Below are 16956 nucleotides of genomic sequence, written 5' to 3'. Positions count from 1 at the left end.
TGCACTACTAGTCATTCAAAGTGTTATTTGTTACCACTACAAAACATGAAAATGCTTCTTAAGATATATAGTTTCTGCACCTACTCTTGGATACGCTTTTTCTATACTGTATTCAGCAAAAGCTGGATCTGTTGACTAGTGGTAGAAAACAGCATAGGCAGTATAGGAAATTGTACTCTAATGAGTGTAAATAAAAACTAGTAGAAGCAAAACTAAATTTATTGGTTTAGTTAAGATATATTATAAGACTAAACGGTTTAGTTTTTTAACCGATGGAAACATAATTATGCTGGAACACTCGTCTAAGTTTGAGGGTTCATCTCCTTTAAAACCTTTTTTACGTCCGCCTGCTCTTTTTGTGCTTTTAGCAGCTTTTACAGCAGGAGGCTTGAGTCTTTATACAGTACAGAAATTTCAGAGCAATGCTGCGGCGAGCAAACAGCAACCGACAATTGTTCCAGAAGTTAAAACGGTAACAGCATTGGGACGTTTGGAGCCTAAAGGAGAGGTGGTAAAACTGTCTGCACCGACATCAACTGAAGGAAGTCGGGTAGAACAAATCCTGGTTCGAGAAGGAACTATGGTTCAACAGGGACAGTTAATTGCTATCCTAGATAATCGCGATCGCCTTGCTGCAGCACTATCAGAAGCACAAGAGCAAGTGCGAGTTGCACAAGCAAATCTTGCCCAAGTGAAAGCAGGAGCTAAACAGGGCGAAATAGAAGCACAAAAAGCCACTGTTGCTCGCATACAAGTTGAAAGAGAGACAGAACTAGAGGCACAAAAAGCCACTGTTGCTCGCATACAGGCAGAGAAAGATACGTCAGTTGAGGCCCAAAAAGCCACTATTGCCCGCCTAAAAGCAGAAAAAGAAACAGAAACAGAAGCGCAAAAAGCCACTATTGGTCAGTTCCAAGCACAAGTGGAAAATGCTCAAGCCGAATACCAACGCTATCAAAAACTGTATCAGCAAGGAGCGATCGCTATATCTTTATTAGATAACAAGCGCTTAACTCTAGCAACGGCACAACAACAACTTGCACAAGCACAAGCTAACCTCAAACGTATAGAAGAGTCGCGAAACGAACAACTTGTAGAAGCAAAAGCTAACCTCAAACGTGTAGACGCTACTGGAAAACAACAACTTGCGGAAGCCGGAGCCAACCTCAAGCGAATAGAAACATCGCGAGACCAACAAATTAAGGAAAGCAGTGCAACTTTGGATAGAATCTCTGAAGTCAGACCTGTAGATGTGGCTTCAGCTCAAGCAGAAGTCAATCGAGCCATAGCAGCTGTCAAAAAAGCCGAAGCAAATCTTCGACAAGCATTCGTGCGTTCGCCTGAAGCAGGGCAAGTATTAAAGATTTACACCCGCCCTGGAGAAGTCATATCTGATGAAGGCATCGCCGAAATGGGTCAAACTAGCCAGATGTACGCAGTAGCAGAAGTTTACCAGAGCGATATTAATAAAGTGCGAACGGGACAAAAGGTACGCTTGACAAGCGAATCTATGCCCGGTGAATTGCAAGGAATTATCGAGCGAGTTGGCTCGCAAGTACTACGACAAAACGTGGTTAATAGCGATCCTACAACCAATATAGATGCAAGAGTTGTGGAAGTCCACGTTCGGCTTGACGAAACATCTAGCCGAAAAGCAGCCAAATTCTCTAATATGCAAGTTACCGCAACGATTGATTTGTAATTGGTCACTGGTCACTGGTCACTGGTCACTGGTTAGTAGTTAGTAGGTGGGCAAGGGTGTTATGATTGGCTTCATTTTTCAGGAACTAGGGCGAAGAACGCCTTTGGGATGGCTACAACTAACTCACCAAAAAGGTCGTTTTTTGGTAGCACTTTCAGGGATAGCCTTTGCCGATGTTCTTATGTTTATGCAGTTAGGTTTTCAGACTGCATTATTTGATAGCAATACTCGATTGCATCGCAGCATGAATGCTGACATTTTTTTAGTTAGCCCTCAAGGACGTAACTTAGCATATTTGTCTACATTCCCTCGACGACGATTGTTGCAAGCAAGAGATATACCAGGGGTAAAGTCATCTGATGGAATGTATCTTGGTTTTATTGACTGGAAAAATCCCCAAACGCACAAGGAAACTGGCGTCTTGATTATAGGGTTCAATCCGGATCGACCAGCCTTTGATTTACCGGAAGTGAACAGTCAGTTAAACGCTGTCAAACTTCCAGATACTGTCCTCTTTGACAGTGGTTCTAGAGGAGAGTATGAAAAAGTTTATGCCCAAGTTAGCCAAGGTAAACCTGCTACTACTGAAATAGAACGGCGGACAATTACGATTCGTGGTTTATTTAAAGTAGGAGCTTCCTTTATTGCAGATGGTAGTTTAATAACTAGCGATCAAAACTTTTTACGTATTTTTACTAAACAAGATGCAGGAAGTGTGAATTTAGGTCTTATTCAGCTACAACCAGAGTATAAGGAACCAGAAAAAGTTCAGCAAGTTGCAAATGCATTGAAAGTTCATCTTCAAGACAGTCGCGATGTTCGAGTTTTTACAAAAGAAGAATTTGTTGCATTTGAAAAGAAGCACTGGCAAGAAAGTACACCGATTGGTTTTATCTTCAGTTTGGGTGTGACAATGGGTTTTATTGTGGGAGTGATTATTGTCTATCAAGTTCTTTCCACTGATGTGAATGCCCACATGAAAGAATATGCCACTTTCAAAGCCATGGGATATCGCAATGCTTACCTATTAGGGGTGGTGTTTGAAGAAGCTATTATTATGGCAGTGCTAGGGTTTTTACCCGGTATAGCAGTATCTTTTGGTCTCTATGCCATGACAAGAAATGCTACTAACTTGCCATTATATATGACTTTGGCACGCGCACTACAGGTACAAATTTTAACTATTATTATGTGTATGATTTCTGGTGCAGTTGCCACCCGCAAAGTCCAATCAGCCGACCCAGCAGATATGTTTTAGGAATTGGTTATGGAACCTGTTATCATCGTTCAAAATTTAGACCACTTCTTTGGGAAAGGTCAACTCCGCAAACAAGTCCTATTTGACATTAACTTAGAAATATATGCTGGCGAAATTATCATCATGACAGGTCCCTCTGGTTCGGGAAAAACTACTCTTTTGACCTTAGTTGGTGGATTGCGCTCGGCACAACAGGGCAGTTTGATGGTTTTAGGAAGAGAATTGTGTGGTGCTAGTGCAGAACAACTCACACTAGCAAGACGGAATAATGGTTATATTTTTCAGGCTCATAACTTACACAATAGCTTAACAGCAATCCAAAATGTCAGGATGGGTTTGGAACTGCATAAAAGTCTTTCTCCAAAGGAGATGTTGAAACGTTCAGCTGATATGCTGGAGTTAGTAGGATTGGGAAATCGTCTCAATTACTACCCGGATGACTTGTCAGGAGGACAAAAACAACGGGTTGCGATCGCACGCGCTCTTGTAAGTCGTCCGAAAATCGTTCTAGCAGATGAACCGACAGCTGCTCTTGATAGTAAATCAGGTCGAGATGTTGTTGATTTGATGCAGCAACTAGCAAAAGAGCAGGGTTGCACTATCCTTTTGGTGACTCACGATAACCGTATTTTAGATATAGCCGATCGCATTGTCCATATGGAAGATGGTAAGTTGGCAAGTGCTGCTACTATTGCGGGGTGAAAATTATTTTTTTAAGTATTTGCTTAAAAATATTCTCTCTGTATTATTACGTATAGAGAACATTATTATATAGAAATTCATCTCTAAAGATTGTATTTGAATCTGATATGAAAATACGTGTTTTTACTATAGATTTTCAAGCCGGAGTCTAGTGTAAACTAACAAAGGCAACTTGCTTTCAGTAATTTTTACTAGAAGCAAAAATTGACAGAGTATATGAATCGGCAGTTAAAACGAAATCGCGGTGTTATACTTACTCGTGAAGGCTGGCAAAGACTTCAAAATGCTAAAGTTGAGTGGGAATTTCAAGAAAATTTTGGCTCTAGGTGGACGCTTGAAGAATTAAGCGAACGGGTTGGAATAACTCCCGTTACCTTTAGGAAAGTACTGACTCGTGAAACAGGAGTTGACAGGCAAACGCTTGTTCGTTTGTTTATGACGTTTAATTTAGAATTGGGTCAAAGCGATTATACAAAGCCAGAGTCGGCTTTAGAAAAGCAGGAAAGCTTAAAGCGCCCCAAAGGTGTTGATTTGAGAGAAGCAGTTGATGTCTCTGTTTTCTATGGACGCACAGTAGAATTGGCTTTGTTAGAACAATGGCTGATGGAACACTGCCGGGTGGTAGCATTGTTGGGAATGGGCGGTATCGGTAAAACCTCTCTGGCGGCTAAGTTGGTACATCAAATTGAGCACCAGTTTGAGTATGTTATCTGGCGATCGCTCTACAATGCGCCACCACTTTTCGAGCTACTCGGTAACTTGATTCAATTTTTCGACAACTCGCAGGCTTTAGAAGCTGAGTTACCAACCAGCGTAGATGAAAGGATTTTGCGACTAATTGATTATTTGCAAAAACAACGCTGTCTTATTATACTAGACAATGCTGAAACAATTTTGCAAAGTGGTGTTATTGCGGGAACTTATCGAGAAGGCTGTAAGGATTATAGTCAACTGATAAGACGGGTAGGAGAAGTTTTCCATAGGAGCTGCTTATTGCTGACTTCTCGGGAAAAACTCAAAGATGTGGCATCACTGGAAGGAGAAACGTTGCCCGTTCGTTCATTACGGCTAAGTGGTTTGGAGGCGGTAGATGGGCAAAAGATATTTGAAGTCAAGGGATTCTCTGGCTCAGAGTTAGAATTGAGAACAGTCGTCGAGCGCTATGCTGGTAACGCCTTAGCTTTAAAAATAGTAGCGACGACAATCCAAGATGTCTTTGATGGTAATCTTTCTGAATTTCTAAAACAAGACACGGTTGTTTTTGGCGACATTTGCGAACTGTTAGAGCAGCAATTTGCACGCTTATCATATTTAGAAAAGGAAATAATATACTGGCTGGCAATTAATCGCGATCCAGTTTCACTATCTGAGTTACGAGAAGATATTGTATCACCAGTACCACCACAAAAATTATTGGAGGCGATCGAGTCCTTGGTAAGGCGATCTCTAATCGAGAAGGCTACGCCTACGCTCGTTGAGAAAAGCGCAGCACTCTTCATGCTACAACCTGTAGTTATGGAGTATATGACTAATCGATTGGTAGAGCAAGTTTGTGGAGAAATTGAGACTCAGAATCTTGATTTATTCAAGTGTCATGCTTTGCTAAAGGCAACAGCAAAAGAATATGTTAGAGAAACTCAAATTCGTCTCATCCTTAAACCAGTTATTGATAGGCTGTTTGTTGTCTTTAGAAGCAAAAGAAGTATTGAAAATCAGTTAACTCAAATTCTATCGAGGCTACGAAAGACAGCGCCGCTAGAACAAAGTTATATGGCTGGAAACATTCTTAATCTGCTTTGTCATTTAAAAACTGACCTAAGTGGCTATGATTTTTCTTATATGACTGTTTGGCAGGCTGACTTGCGAAATGTGAAATTGCACGATGTAAATTTCCAAAACGCCAATCTAGCTAAGTCTGTTTTTGCAGAAAGCTTTGGTGGTGTTTTGTCGGTAGCCTTCAGCCCCGATGGCAAACTTTTAGCCTTGGGTGATACTAATGGTGAAATTCGCTTGTACCAAGTTTCGGATTGGAAACAACTTCTAACCTGTAAAGGTCATTCTAACTGGGTTGTATCCCTTGCCTTCAGTCCTGATGGTAGTACTCTTGCTAGCGGTAGTACTGACTTTTCTGTAAAGTTGTGGGATATCAGTACTGGTGAATGCCTTCAGACTTTGCGTGGACATATCTATGAGGTTTGGTCAGTTGTCTTTAGTCCGAATGGTGACATATTAGTAAGTGGTAGTGATGACCAGACGATGAAGTTATGGAGTGTTCAAACTGGTGAATGCCTTAGAACTTTCCAAGGACACACAAGTTGGGTGTGCTCTGTTGTTTTCAGTAAAGATGGGCAAACGCTTTTTAGTGGTAGTGATGACCACACAATTCGGTTATGGGACATTAACACAGGTAACTGCCTTAGAATTTACCAAGGACACAGTGATGGAATACGGGTTATTACTGTTAGTCCTAATGGTCAGATTTTGGCGAGTGGTAGTGAAGATCGAACGGTAAAGTTATGGGATATCAACTCTGGTCAATGCCTCAAAACTTTCCAGGGACATTTCAATGAAGTATATTCCGTCACTTTCAGATTACAAGGTGATATTCTAGCAAGTGGTAGTTTTGACCAAACAGTGAAGCTATGGAGCGTTCGCACTGGTGAGTGCCTCAAAACCTTCCAAGGACATTCCAGTTGGATATATTCGGTTGCCTTTAGTCCACAAGGCGATCTTGTGGCTAGTGGAAGTTACGATCAGACAGTACGGATGTGGAGTGTTAGTACTGGTGAATGCCTTAAAATCTTCCAGGGATATACTCATCAAGTACTTTCAGTTGCTTTTAGTCCGGATGGACAGACGCTAGCAAGCGGCAGTCACGATTCTTCAGTAAATTTGTGGAGTGTTAGTACTGGTGAATGCCTCAAAACGTTCTTGGAACATTGTGGTGCGATTCAGTCAGTTGCCTTTAGTCCTGATGGACAGTGCATAGCAAGTGGTAGTGAAGATCGAACAATAAAGCTGTTGGATGTCAACACAGGTCAAGTCCTGCAGATTTTTCAAGGACATCGTGCTGCGATTCGGTCAGTTGCCTTTAGTCCTGACGGTCAAACACTGGCGAGTGGTAGTGAAGACCAAACAGTTAGGCTATGGGATGTCAACACGGGTCAAGCTTTAAGAATTTGCCAGGGACATACAAATCAGGTGTGGTCAGTCGCCTTTAGTCCTCAAGGAATGATGCTTGCCAGCGGCGCGTTGGAGCAGACACTTAATCTTTGGGACATTAGTACTGGTGAGTGCCTCAAGACGCTAGAGGGACATACAAGTTGGGTTTGGTCAGTTGTTTTTAGTCCGGATGGTAAGCTGTTGGCGACTACCAGTACAGATCAAACATTAAGGTTATGGAGTGTCAACACTAATGAATGCCTTAAACTTTTGCACGTAGATACAGGTTGGTTACTCTCAGTTGCCTTTAGCCCTGACAGCCGAATATTAGCGAGCAGCTGCCAAGACCACACAGTCAAGCTATGGGATGTCAGCACTGGTGAATGTCTCAAAACCTTACAAGGACACACAGGAGGTTGGGTTAGGTCAGTCGCTTTTTGTCCGGATAATCAAACTTTGGCTAGCGGTGGTGAAGATGAGACAATTAGATTGTGGGATTCCATAACAGGCGAGTGCTTAAAAGTTCTAAAAATTGAGAAACCTTATGAGCGAATGAACATTATGGGTATTACAGGTATAACGACAGCAACGATTGCTACGCTAAAAGTCTTGGGAGCAGCAACTGAAAAACACCTCTACAGACAGCCATATGAAACGAGTGAACATTTCACCACTGAGAAAGCTCAACCTAATACAAACCCTGCCTAAAATATCGGCATGATGAATAGAAAATGGTTTTTGCCCAATCAACCAGCATCAAGCCCTAACTGTCTAACTGTCAAGGAAGCTAGAGCCAACACGCCTTGAAGTTGCTGTACGATCCTAGCTAAGAAACTAGACAATCAGGGCTATTGACTGTTGCAATATCTAACCCACTAGATGAACAAATAGACTAGATAACTTACATTACACTAAATTCAGTGTCGCTTGGTAATCCTTGCGCGAACTCATTTATGATACTTCCCAAATCATCAAGTTCGATGTTATCCAACACATTGGAACTGTTCTCAAAGAGTTTACTGGCGAAATCATGGCTTGAAGACTGCTGTTCAATAGTTGTAGTCTTCATTGCATTTGGAAAAATCTTTGAAACAACAGCTTCATAGGTAGCACTTAAACCTAGCCATACTAAAATCGAAAATCCAAAATCGAAAATCCGAAATCGCATCTTTCTTCTCCCCTATGTTTGAACAGTACAGTTAAGAGTATCTGAGAAAAGCACTCTTGCTTACTTGGTCATTTATTTAGCTTCTAAAAATTAGTTCACACTTGGAGGCAAGTGTTTAACTCCATTGGTTGCAATATATTCTGAAGTTCTTCGTCTGATATGTAATCCTCCTTAGGAGGATTAAAGCGTAACAATGCGGTTTCATAACAAGCTCTCGCTACGCAGTTACGCTCTTGAGGAGTAAGCTGTGCAACAGTCCTGACTGTTTCCTCTACATGGTTGACTTCAGCACCAATACCACTGTGTATCCGCAGCCAACGTGTAGCATTAGTACCTATTGGTAGCAAAGCCTCAACATTTTGGATGTATTCCTCCCCTATGAATGTTCCCAAACGTTCGGCTGTATAGAAAAAACCAATACAACCAATTGGATCGGTCGTCTGCACGGTTTGAAAAAAGTAATCAACTAAAGCTTGTATAGGAGATGGTACAAGCGCTTGCACCACAGCTTTTGCGTTGTATCCCATCGACTGAATATCAAGCAGAGCAAGTCGGTCATGACCTGCTTCTTCTCTGGCTTTCTGTGCAGCCCACTGTGCTAAATTCATGCGACCAGATGCAGCAAAGCGATCGCGAGCTTCCTCCATGAGTCGCGTTGTATGGCGACTAGAGTGGTAGGAACCTGCAAGCCGCCAGACCCAACGTACAGGAGTTAGAGCAGGTGGTCTGCGACTCGACTTTACATCTCTCCAAGCTAACACTATTGCCCTATCTAAAAACTTTTGAGTTTTAGCTAGTACATCGCACTGCTGATTAGTCATCTGACAAATTCCAATCAATTTTTAGTCAATAAGCAGACGCTCGTTAGCAACAAAGTCTAGTAGGTCTACAAAACTTAAGCAACTTAAGATAAGAAACTTAAGAAAAAAGTTAAGTATCTTGTTCTCTGTGACATCCACCTTCGCTCACCTAAAGTTAGCTCGTGCTAATGTCTATTACTCTCACCCTTAGAAAAGAAGGCTGCTGAGGGGTAATAAGAAGCTTAAATTTAACGGGAGCATCCTAATTTGGAAAAAATATTGGGCGATTAAAATCGCGTCTATACAAACAAAGTCCACCTATGTGGACTTTGTTTGTATAGCCCCAGAATTCTATTCTGAGGGCAATGCGTGCTCATTGGGATGCTCCCAAATTTAACAAAGTTAGCTCAACCAGATATCTAAATAAATTTGCCGTTGTAGGAACACTTCTCTATCTGCAACATTGTGTTACTTACAACAAAAAGCTTAACTTTTATCTTAAGTTTTTTATCTTTACTCCCTAAAATCTTACTTACAGAGACTTAAGTTTTCTATTTTTACTTGTAAATTCTTCTTAAGAATTAGATAATTATACAGCATTTTCTAAGATATTTACCACTATTTATGAAACTCAAAAAATACATTTTAGCTATTAATTTTGAAGCCAGCCAAAGTCATTTTATTAAAGCGTCTTTAGAAAGTAATCCAAGCTTGAAAGTTATCACAACTGAATCTGTATATAACGGATTGCTATTGATTAAAAATTATATTCCAAATGCGCTAATTGTAGACATAATAATACCCGATTCTGATAAGTTTATCCTTTTTAAAGAGCTACAAAATGATTTATCTTTTCAAAAAATTCCCATTATTTTACTGATTGATAAAGTGCAAAAAATACATTTAAATCAACTGATTCAATTAAATATTGTGGGAATAATTGCCAAACCTTTTGAAATATTAAAATTTGCAGAGCGAGTTGCTGAAATTCTAGAATGGAAATAAATTATTATCCGAAAAATATTGTTCTACCTGATTTACACACGACTAATAACTGATGACAAAAACAAGAGGGTGCTTTCTAAGTTTTAAATCATACCCCCTTATAGTTTTACCACTAGTTTTACCACATCACTGACTTAAATTTACGTAATATTCAGTACCGCGTATTCTACCAACTTTCTAAGTTAAGTCAATATTAGCTACAAATCTTATGACTAATAACTTGTAGCTAGTCTTTTCTAGAAAGCTCCAACTCGACCCAGAAGGATGATAAATGTTCGGGTAATTAAGAGTAAATCGTACAATGGATGCCATTTCTTTTGATATTGCAAGTCTAGATCCACAATTTGCTCAAAATCTTTTATGTGCGATCGCCCGTTGACTTGCCATTCACCAGTTAACCCAGGTTTAACATTTAAACGTTGCCAATGGCGGCGATCGTATTGAATTACCTCATCTGCTGTAGGGGGACGAGTACCTACCAAACTCATCTCGCCTACTAGAATGTTCCAAAATTGTGGTAATTCATCTAAACTTGTACTTCTTAAAAACCGTCCTACTCTTGTCACTCTAAAATCATTTTTATTCTTAAAAATGATCCCACTAGCTTCATTTTTTACCATTGATTTCAATTGTTCGGCATTTGAAACCATAGAACGGAATTTCCACAAGCGGAAGGAGCGTCCGTGAAGCCCATAACGTTCCTGTGAGAAGAAAATCGGACCGGGGCTATTTATTTTAATTGCTACTGCCACAGGTATAAACACAATGGCAAGAATCAGTAGTCCAACTAAACTCCCTAAGATGTCTAAGAAACGTTTAAATTTAGAGTTGACAGAAGCATGAGGTTTTAGTTGCAAATCCCAAGTATTAGCAGCTGCACCTTCAATAACAGTTGTGTAAGATATCTGGTACATTGTCAAGCCAGTTGAGCGAAAAACGTAGAAACACGCATATTACTTTGACTATAAACTCAGCTTCACAAAAGTAAATCTCGTTCAACAGTACTTTCACTGAATCTTCATCCATCTCTATGGGATCGCAAGTTTTTATAAATTTTATATAAAGGAAAGAAAATCTAGCTTTTGTAAGATGAATTGTAAAGAGAAATATGGATTTTGACTGTACTGTGTGTTAGAATTTGCTCTTAACATCAGTAATTAGTGACTAGTAAGTAGTGACTACTTTCTTTCCGTTCTAAAATTACCAATTTTTGTAGGGTGGGCAATGCCTATTGGTGGGCAGTGCCCACCCTACGAAGAATGGTAATCGAATGGCGGTTCGGGACTAACCATTAGCGATTGGTAACTTAGGAGTTTCACTTTGTTTTCTGCATCTCCGAGAAAATACTTTCAATCGCCAATTTTGAAAACGCTCTAAATTAAGGGTTTACCCCAGTGTGTTAGGAACATTTGCAGAATACCATTCAATCAGCAATGTTTATTTTGCATGGCTAACTATATATTTATTTCAAATTTTTTACGAGAAATTACTGAAAACTCACAAACTGAAGGTGCAAAAGACATGGTACTAGCAGGGTCTCAAATCAAAGTAGGCAGATTAGAGTCCATTGTGGAACAAATTGGAGAAGCTGTACTTTCCACCACAGAGACAATAGAACGTCTCGCGGAAAGAGTGGATACTCTTAGCGTTCAAGTTGAAGCACAAGGAAGACAACTACAGCAGCAAGGATACCAAATTTTTGCCCTGTGTGATGCCGTACAAACTCTTGCGGACACTCAAGATGACTCGTTGCAAAAACTCACACAACTTACGCGAACTTTAGATCGTCTTATGACTTTGATTGAAGCGCCATCAGAGTAAAGAATGAAGGAGTCGATCGTTTATCCTTCATTCTTTAACTTTATTGGTTAAACCTTTAATTGAGTAACAGCAATTTTACCAGAAAAACATATATCTACGTCGCTTCCTGGAGTGCGATCGCGTTTAGCGTACTCCCCATAATAGTAAAAATTATCGCCTTCAACACGATAATTGATAGGTAACGGTTTTGTACAGGGTTGACAAAACACAACTTCTGGGTCGGGTTCTCCTGGCATAAGATGGGGCAGATTGACGTTCCAAAAGCTTTTTGGTTCCAAAGGACGGTTAAGTAAATCGGTTAAAACATTAGATGTCCATCTTGCCAGAACATCCCAATCTACGATGACGTTTCTTTTGCGATAGTGAGAAACCGCAATTCCGGGAATACCGTTCATTGCAGCTTCTCGCACGGCAGCAACAGTACCGGAAATGTAGGCATCAACTCCGAGGTTTCCTCCTGCATTGATGCCTGATAGTACCCATTTGATATTTGGGCAAATATGTGATACCGCAATTCTGACACAATCTGCAGGAGTACCAGCGATCGCATACTCATTATCCAAGCGTCGGTTCACTTGAATTGCTTGAGTGGTAGTAACTTGGTGACCGCAACCAGAGAGGTGGTCTCTTGGGGCGGCAATAATAACTTCGCGATCGTTAACAGCTTTGAGAAGTGCGCGAATGCCAGGGGCATCGATCCCGTCGTCATTTGTAAGAATAAAGGTCATTAGTCAATAGTCATTTGTCCTTTGTCATTATGTCATTTCCGATCTTTTAGCTATCTTCCGCCTTCTTCTGCCATCTGCCTTGTTGCGTAAAAATGCGAGCAATTAAATAAACAAGCATACCCGCAACCATTCCCGGTAGAACTTCGTAAACAATATAAAAAAGTTATGGAACTGCAGATGCACGCAGATAATGCTAACCGCTGTAAATTAAAAAACTGACATATACCGAATAGCATATGCCAGTGAATTAAATTGAGTTTAGTTTGGAGCGCTCGCTAAAACTAGAAGTTCGAGAGAGTCAAGTCACTAATTACCGATTGTGGTGCGATTAATCAAAGGAGAACCTTCACCGCCTTGAACTTGTCCCGTTCCAGCTGTAGGTGAAAGTGGAGTGCCATGAAGCCTTGGATCGGATTGAGGTGGATTGGGTTCTGGTCCCAGTGGTTGTGGATTTTCAATATACTGGAATTCGCCTTTGCCATCTGGAGAAGGACCCTTTGCCCACTGACCTTGAGAACTTTCAGTACCTTCAGAGTGGTTCCAGAACTGATATGCAAACTCGCGCTTCTCCAGATCCAATGGGAAGGAACTAGGAACGGGAGTTGTTTCCAATCCAGACTCTTCCAAATCCTTGAGAGCTGCTATCCATTGGTTCTGATGCATGGTGTCGCGAGCAATCATGAAGCTCAAAGTATCTTTAACACCAGGGTCGTTACTCATCTCGTACATTCGCACTGCTTGCAAACGTCCCTGAGATTCAGCATGAAGATTGGAACGAAAGTCTGCTAACAAGTTACCGCTAGCAACAATAAAGCGACCATTCCATGGGAAACCAACACTATCAGCTGGCATTGCGCCCAAACCCGATACAATAGCGTGTTGGGGATTCATTGCTGCCCCTATGATATCTGTAATAGTATCATGCGCTTTAGAGCCGCCCATAACCGCGCCCACAACCGGATCTTGTGCTCCCTCTTCTTGTAGTTTGATAGGTGCTTTGTCCAGTAAGTGAGCAATCATCGTAGCCAGCATCTCAACGTGACCGATTTCTTCAGTACCTATATCCAAAAGCATATCGCGGTATTTAGCAGGTCCGCGACAGTTCCAACCTTGGAACAGGTACTGCATCATCACAGTCATTTCACCAAAAGTACCGCCAATAAGTTCCTGAATTTTCTTTGCGTAAAGAGCGTCGGGTTGTTCCGGTGGTTTGAAATACTGTAGTTTCTTGGTATGATAAAACATGATTCATTCCTCAATGAACGTTTGGATTGGCACAAATTCAGGCTTCCCCAAAATCTGATATTTGTGCCAGCCACTCATGTTTACCAGGAAACCTAATTCAAAGGCTCTCTACATCACTCCACGGTCATACAAAAAAATAGATAAAAAATAAGTAACATGACCGAGGTTATTATACTACCAGATATAGTCGAATAAGAATGGCAACCACTGTCACTGGTCACTGGTCACTGGTCACTGGTCACTGCTCACTGGTCACTGTCAAACCCAACGTCTCAATTGAGTTGAACCTGAAAAATAGTCGAACCCATCTTCAAACCAACGTTCATCACGGCGGCTGATGTTAAAACAACCTTCATGAATTGAGCCGCCACCTCCATTGTTATCAAAGCGATTGGATTCAAAAGCTGATAGGCTACGCTGTCGGGAAATGAAATCTGTATAAACTTCTACTACGGCACTATGGTATCTTACATTCCGCTCGTATTCATTCCAATTATCCCCACGAAAACGTAATAGAAAAGAATTATTGGCAGTCGCAGCATGGTTGTTGTCACCAGCAAAACCTCCGCCTTCATCTGACACAACCATTGCCAGAGATTCATAAGCAATGTCTCCAAAAGGCTTAGGTCTTTGGTTACCAAAATTATTGCCATCAATATCATACTTACTAGCTTCATAGGCAGGATCTAACGCTGTGAGATGAGCGACTTTGCCTAAAAGAAAGCCAATTTCAGCCGCAACATATGCTCCGAGACTAAAGCCTACAAGGCTCAATTGTTGACCTGTGATTTCTAGGCTAGAGAGCGTTCTAGCAGCCCATTGAGCAACAGGAGCAACAGAGCCTGATGTATAATTAGGCTGCAATCCTTTGTCTTCATCGTGATTTGCTGGATCTCGCCAATCTAGAGCTAGGACTTGTTTAGAAGGGTTCTGTTTAGCTAATTCTCGCTGTAAATTACTAAAAATTTCATCATCAGATGAGTTTTTCCAACCATGAATCACTAGAATTGTCTCTTTTGCATATTCAATGCCTTGGTAGGTTCGCCCATTAGCATCAAAACGGTAAAGATGAACTCCATCTTTATAGTATCTTGGTTTAGCTTCCTTGCCATCTTCTCTTAATCCCCAATTAGCAATATCTCCTACTATTTCACCAGGTAATGCTCTTTGAGTTTGACTTTGCTGAAAAGCAATATCTTCACTCGCATAGGACTTACCTATAGCTCCCCTTTGTAAAGAGGGCTTAGGGGTTCTCTCTGGGGTTAGGGGGCTAGGGGTCCCCTCTGGGGTTGGGGGCTGATGGGGGGATCTGCATATAAGCCCTGTCGCCAATTCTTGAGATGTGACTAATGTATTACTATGATTGAGTGCAGAGCAATGTGATGAAAAGGAATCTTGACTTAATGCTATAAGTGCTGGTTTGCCTGACCAATTATTATTGTTAGCCAGCGAACTATCAAAAAGCGGTCGCCTTACACTTGGTAAATCCCTGGAAACGTTCATAATTGCTGCATTTCCCACATTCTAAAACATATCCGCCGGATCGGTAGAGCGGAGCTTGCGAGTTGCGCTCGCACCTGAAATACTTGACATGATGATTGCCAAGCGATCGCGACTATCTAAAATTGCAATAACCTGTCCTGCTTTGACTGTATCCCCCTCCTGTATTAATAACTGCTCTACTCGATTTCCTTCAGTAGATGTAGTCGCAGAAAGTTTGATGACTTTTCCTTTTGGTTCAATCCATCCTAGGGCTGTGACTGTTGTTAGCTGAGGTAATTGTGTTGTTGGTGTTTGTGGCTCTTGCTTTGTAGAATTTTGCAGGCGTTTTACTATATAAATACTGATTCCACTAGTCAATAAAAATGTAACTATACTGATAACAACAAATAAATTCAGGGCGGATTTTGGGGATAATTTAGATTTTAATTTAGAATTTTGCACCATAGCTTCCCTTTGAAAAATACTTGTAGAAAACAAACTTCTGTATATACTAAGTTTGAAATAGTTAATAGACTTAGATTTTAGCCTTGGTGTTACCCCACCCTAACCCTCCCCTTGTAAACTACGGTGTACACAGATCTTTCAAGATCCCCCTAAATCCCCCTTAAAAAGGGGGACTTTAAGGATTTCCCCCCCCTTTTTAAGGGGGGCTAGGGGGGAGCGAAAATGCAAGAAGGCACTTTAGGAGACTTATGTGTACACCGTAGATTTCCAAGGGGGGATTAAGGGAGGTAAATTCAATTTTAAAGAAACTTAGGAGAAATCTTGATACAACGGTAAAATTTACAAACATTTGTACACAAGAAAAACACTTTTTGTGTAAAAACACAATACTCGCTTTTTGAATATTGATTTGTAGCCTATGCTAGAAAACTGAGTTTAGCGATCGCTTTCAACCAAGCATTGTTTAAACAAGAAGGAAACCAAGAATTTGCCCAAAGAGATAATGCTATTCAAACTCTAAAAGCTAGTTGAAGCGATAAGCGCTCTTTCGGCTTGCGCCAAGGGCGATAAGCGCTCTTTCAGCTTGCGCCGAAGCGATACGGCTGTCTTCCGTTAGCGCTTACGCTATCGCACTGTATGTAACAATATCATCCTGCATTCATCATCCAAACAAGAAAGCCCAAAATTTGCTCGATAGGCGGGAGGGGGTAATCTGTCAAGTCAATTGACACGCATTGCCCTTCTAACTTCAAAAACCGCCATACTGTACCACTAGTTACCGTTCCGTAAATCGTTAATATTGGTTGTTGTTTTTTTTGATTAAAACGTTGAGCCGCAACCATTTCTGCAAGGCATTGTCCTAGGGCTGGTTTTAAATCTTCCTTCTTGGCTTCTACAAGCACAACGACAGGAGCTTTAATATATAGTTGTTCTGAGGAACGACTCATGAGAAAATCAACAAAGCCCGTCAGTTCAGCTTCTGGTTCTACATTGAATTCTTCACCAGAAAAAACGCTAATTTGTCCTTGAAGTTGACGTTTGACTTCTAGCAAGACGGGATTGATAATGCCTTCAGAACGAGCTTTCTCACTACTGACTGCAATCGCCCAAGGGAGTGTTTCTTTAAGAATATCTTGAAGTAAAGGAGTTGGAGTAACAGGGGGAATTTCTGGTAGAAAGCGCTCGCCTTCAACAATTGTTAGTTGAAAATCCTCTACAGCTTTGCTCAGAGTAAATTTACTATAAGGCATGAGTCGATCGTTCTTAATTAAAGAGTTGATTGAAATCCAAGTATAACAATTCCCTAGAAATTTAATTTATGCAGCAATGTTTTGAAGGCATTGCAGTTACAGGTTATATTACACTAGTTAACTTTAATTGTGCTGCCAATACCAGACAATATAATTGAGAATTGTAAA

14 protein-coding genes are annotated in these 16956 nt (G+C 40.9%); 6 read left to right on the top strand and 8 right to left on the bottom strand.

Features of this window, described 5'->3' with window-relative positions:
* The first annotated feature begins 286 nt into the window (after positions 1-286).
* From ACKTT2_RS20530 to ACKTT2_RS20515, 4 genes are all read left to right on the top strand, one after another.
* Positions 287-1702: an HlyD family efflux transporter periplasmic adaptor subunit gene (locus ACKTT2_RS20530; protein ID WP_407890288.1), complete on the top strand. Its 1416-nt coding sequence runs from the start codon at positions 287-289 to the stop codon at positions 1700-1702.
* Positions 1703-1763: 61 nt separating this feature from the next.
* Complete coding sequence (gene devC, locus ACKTT2_RS20525) at positions 1764-2960, top strand: ABC transporter permease DevC (protein WP_407890286.1); 1197 nt, start codon at positions 1764-1766, stop codon at positions 2958-2960.
* A 9-nt stretch (positions 2961-2969) separates the two neighbouring features.
* Entirely contained in the window at positions 2970-3662 is a 693-nt protein-coding gene (locus ACKTT2_RS20520) for a DevA family ABC transporter ATP-binding protein (RefSeq protein ID WP_407890284.1), read from the top strand.
* A 216-nt stretch (positions 3663-3878) separates the two neighbouring features.
* Positions 3879-7532 carry a WD40 domain-containing protein gene (locus ACKTT2_RS20515; protein ID WP_407890283.1) on the top strand — a complete coding sequence of 1218 codons (3654 nt, stop codon included), beginning with the start codon at positions 3879-3881 and terminating at the stop codon, positions 7530-7532.
* A gap of 193 nt (positions 7533-7725) precedes the next feature.
* Here the strand turns inward: ACKTT2_RS20515 and ACKTT2_RS20510 are convergent, their stop codons facing one another.
* Together ACKTT2_RS20510 and ACKTT2_RS20505 are read right to left on the bottom strand one after the other, a co-directional pair.
* Positions 7726-7992, bottom strand: coding sequence for a hypothetical protein (locus ACKTT2_RS20510; protein WP_407890282.1), 267 nt, complete (start codon positions 7990-7992; stop codon positions 7726-7728).
* Between the two features lie 95 nt (positions 7993-8087).
* Entirely contained in the window at positions 8088-8813 is a 726-nt protein-coding gene (locus ACKTT2_RS20505; RefSeq protein ID WP_407890280.1) for a hypothetical protein, read from the bottom strand.
* Between the two features lie 603 nt (positions 8814-9416).
* On the opposite strand from ACKTT2_RS20505, the gene ACKTT2_RS20500 reads away from it, so the two are divergent.
* Positions 9417-9797, top strand: a complete 381-nt coding sequence (locus tag ACKTT2_RS20500) for a response regulator (RefSeq protein ID WP_407890279.1) — start codon at positions 9417-9419, stop codon at positions 9795-9797.
* A 236-nt stretch (positions 9798-10033) separates the two neighbouring features.
* Here ACKTT2_RS20500 and ACKTT2_RS20495 read toward each other — a convergent pair whose 3' ends face one another.
* Positions 10034-10711 (bottom strand): sugar transferase, encoded by a 678-nt coding sequence (locus tag ACKTT2_RS20495; RefSeq protein WP_407890277.1) that lies wholly within the window; start codon positions 10709-10711, stop codon positions 10034-10036.
* 607 nt (positions 10712-11318) lie between these two features.
* Here ACKTT2_RS20495 and ACKTT2_RS20490 point away from each other — a divergent pair.
* Positions 11319-11618 carry a hypothetical protein gene (locus ACKTT2_RS20490; protein WP_407890331.1) on the top strand — a complete coding sequence of 100 codons (300 nt, stop codon included), beginning with the start codon at positions 11319-11321 and terminating at the stop codon, positions 11616-11618.
* 47 nt (positions 11619-11665) lie between these two features.
* On the opposite strand, the gene surE is transcribed toward ACKTT2_RS20490, so the two are convergent.
* The 5 genes from surE to ACKTT2_RS20465 form a co-directional block, all read right to left on the bottom strand.
* Positions 11666-12346 (bottom strand): 5'/3'-nucleotidase SurE, encoded by a 681-nt coding sequence (gene surE / locus ACKTT2_RS20485; RefSeq protein ID WP_407890275.1) that lies wholly within the window; start codon positions 12344-12346, stop codon positions 11666-11668.
* A gap of 306 nt (positions 12347-12652) precedes the next feature.
* Positions 12653-13591 carry a manganese catalase gene (locus ACKTT2_RS20480; RefSeq protein WP_407890273.1) on the bottom strand — a complete coding sequence of 313 codons (939 nt, stop codon included), beginning with the start codon at positions 13589-13591 and terminating at the stop codon, positions 12653-12655.
* Positions 13592-13849: 258 nt separating this feature from the next.
* Positions 13850-15094, bottom strand: coding sequence for an alpha/beta fold hydrolase (locus ACKTT2_RS20475; RefSeq protein WP_407890271.1), 1245 nt, complete (start codon positions 15092-15094; stop codon positions 13850-13852).
* A 21-nt stretch (positions 15095-15115) separates the two neighbouring features.
* Positions 15116-15538 carry a biotin/lipoyl-binding protein gene (locus ACKTT2_RS20470; protein WP_407890270.1) on the bottom strand — a complete coding sequence of 141 codons (423 nt, stop codon included), beginning with the start codon at positions 15536-15538 and terminating at the stop codon, positions 15116-15118.
* A gap of 647 nt (positions 15539-16185) precedes the next feature.
* On the bottom strand, positions 16186-16788 hold the full coding sequence (locus ACKTT2_RS20465) for a CBS domain-containing protein (RefSeq protein WP_407890268.1): 603 nt from the start codon (positions 16786-16788) through the stop codon (positions 16186-16188).
* Positions 16789-16956 lie beyond the last annotated feature (168 nt).

Source organism: Scytonema hankhaensis NUACC26 (assembly GCF_045865695.1).
In the GTDB taxonomy this organism is placed as follows: Bacteria; Cyanobacteriota; Cyanobacteriia; order Cyanobacteriales; family Nostocaceae; genus Scytonema.
This window is presented reverse-complemented; position numbering and strand designations above follow the sequence as displayed.

Excerpts from the sequence above, each read along its gene's own strand:
- ACKTT2_RS20530 (WP_407890288.1), top strand. The coding sequence starts at position 287 with ATGCTGGAACACTCGTCTAAGTTTGAGGGTTCATCTCCTTTAAAACCT.
- devC (WP_407890286.1), top strand. The coding sequence starts at position 1,764 with ATGATTGGCTTCATTTTTCAGGAACTAGGGCGAAGAACGCCTTTGGGA.
- ACKTT2_RS20520 (WP_407890284.1), top strand. The coding sequence starts at position 2,970 with ATGGAACCTGTTATCATCGTTCAAAATTTAGACCACTTCTTTGGGAAA.
- ACKTT2_RS20515 (WP_407890283.1), top strand. The coding sequence starts at position 3,879 with ATGAATCGGCAGTTAAAACGAAATCGCGGTGTTATACTTACTCGTGAA.
- ACKTT2_RS20510 (WP_407890282.1), bottom strand. The coding sequence starts at position 7,992 with ATGCGATTTCGGATTTTCGATTTTGGATTTTCGATTTTAGTATGGCTA.
- ACKTT2_RS20505 (WP_407890280.1), bottom strand. The coding sequence starts at position 8,813 with ATGACTAATCAGCAGTGCGATGTACTAGCTAAAACTCAAAAGTTTTTA.
- ACKTT2_RS20500 (WP_407890279.1), top strand. The coding sequence starts at position 9,417 with ATGAAACTCAAAAAATACATTTTAGCTATTAATTTTGAAGCCAGCCAA.
- ACKTT2_RS20495 (WP_407890277.1), bottom strand. The coding sequence starts at position 10,711 with ATGTACCAGATATCTTACACAACTGTTATTGAAGGTGCAGCTGCTAAT.
- ACKTT2_RS20490 (WP_407890331.1), top strand. The coding sequence starts at position 11,319 with ATGGTACTAGCAGGGTCTCAAATCAAAGTAGGCAGATTAGAGTCCATT.
- surE (WP_407890275.1), bottom strand. The coding sequence starts at position 12,346 with ATGACCTTTATTCTTACAAATGACGACGGGATCGATGCCCCTGGCATT.
- ACKTT2_RS20480 (WP_407890273.1), bottom strand. The coding sequence starts at position 13,591 with ATGTTTTATCATACCAAGAAACTACAGTATTTCAAACCACCGGAACAA.
- ACKTT2_RS20475 (WP_407890271.1), bottom strand. The coding sequence starts at position 15,094 with ATGAACGTTTCCAGGGATTTACCAAGTGTAAGGCGACCGCTTTTTGAT.
- ACKTT2_RS20470 (WP_407890270.1), bottom strand. The coding sequence starts at position 15,538 with ATGGTGCAAAATTCTAAATTAAAATCTAAATTATCCCCAAAATCCGCC.
- ACKTT2_RS20465 (WP_407890268.1), bottom strand. The coding sequence starts at position 16,788 with ATGCCTTATAGTAAATTTACTCTGAGCAAAGCTGTAGAGGATTTTCAA.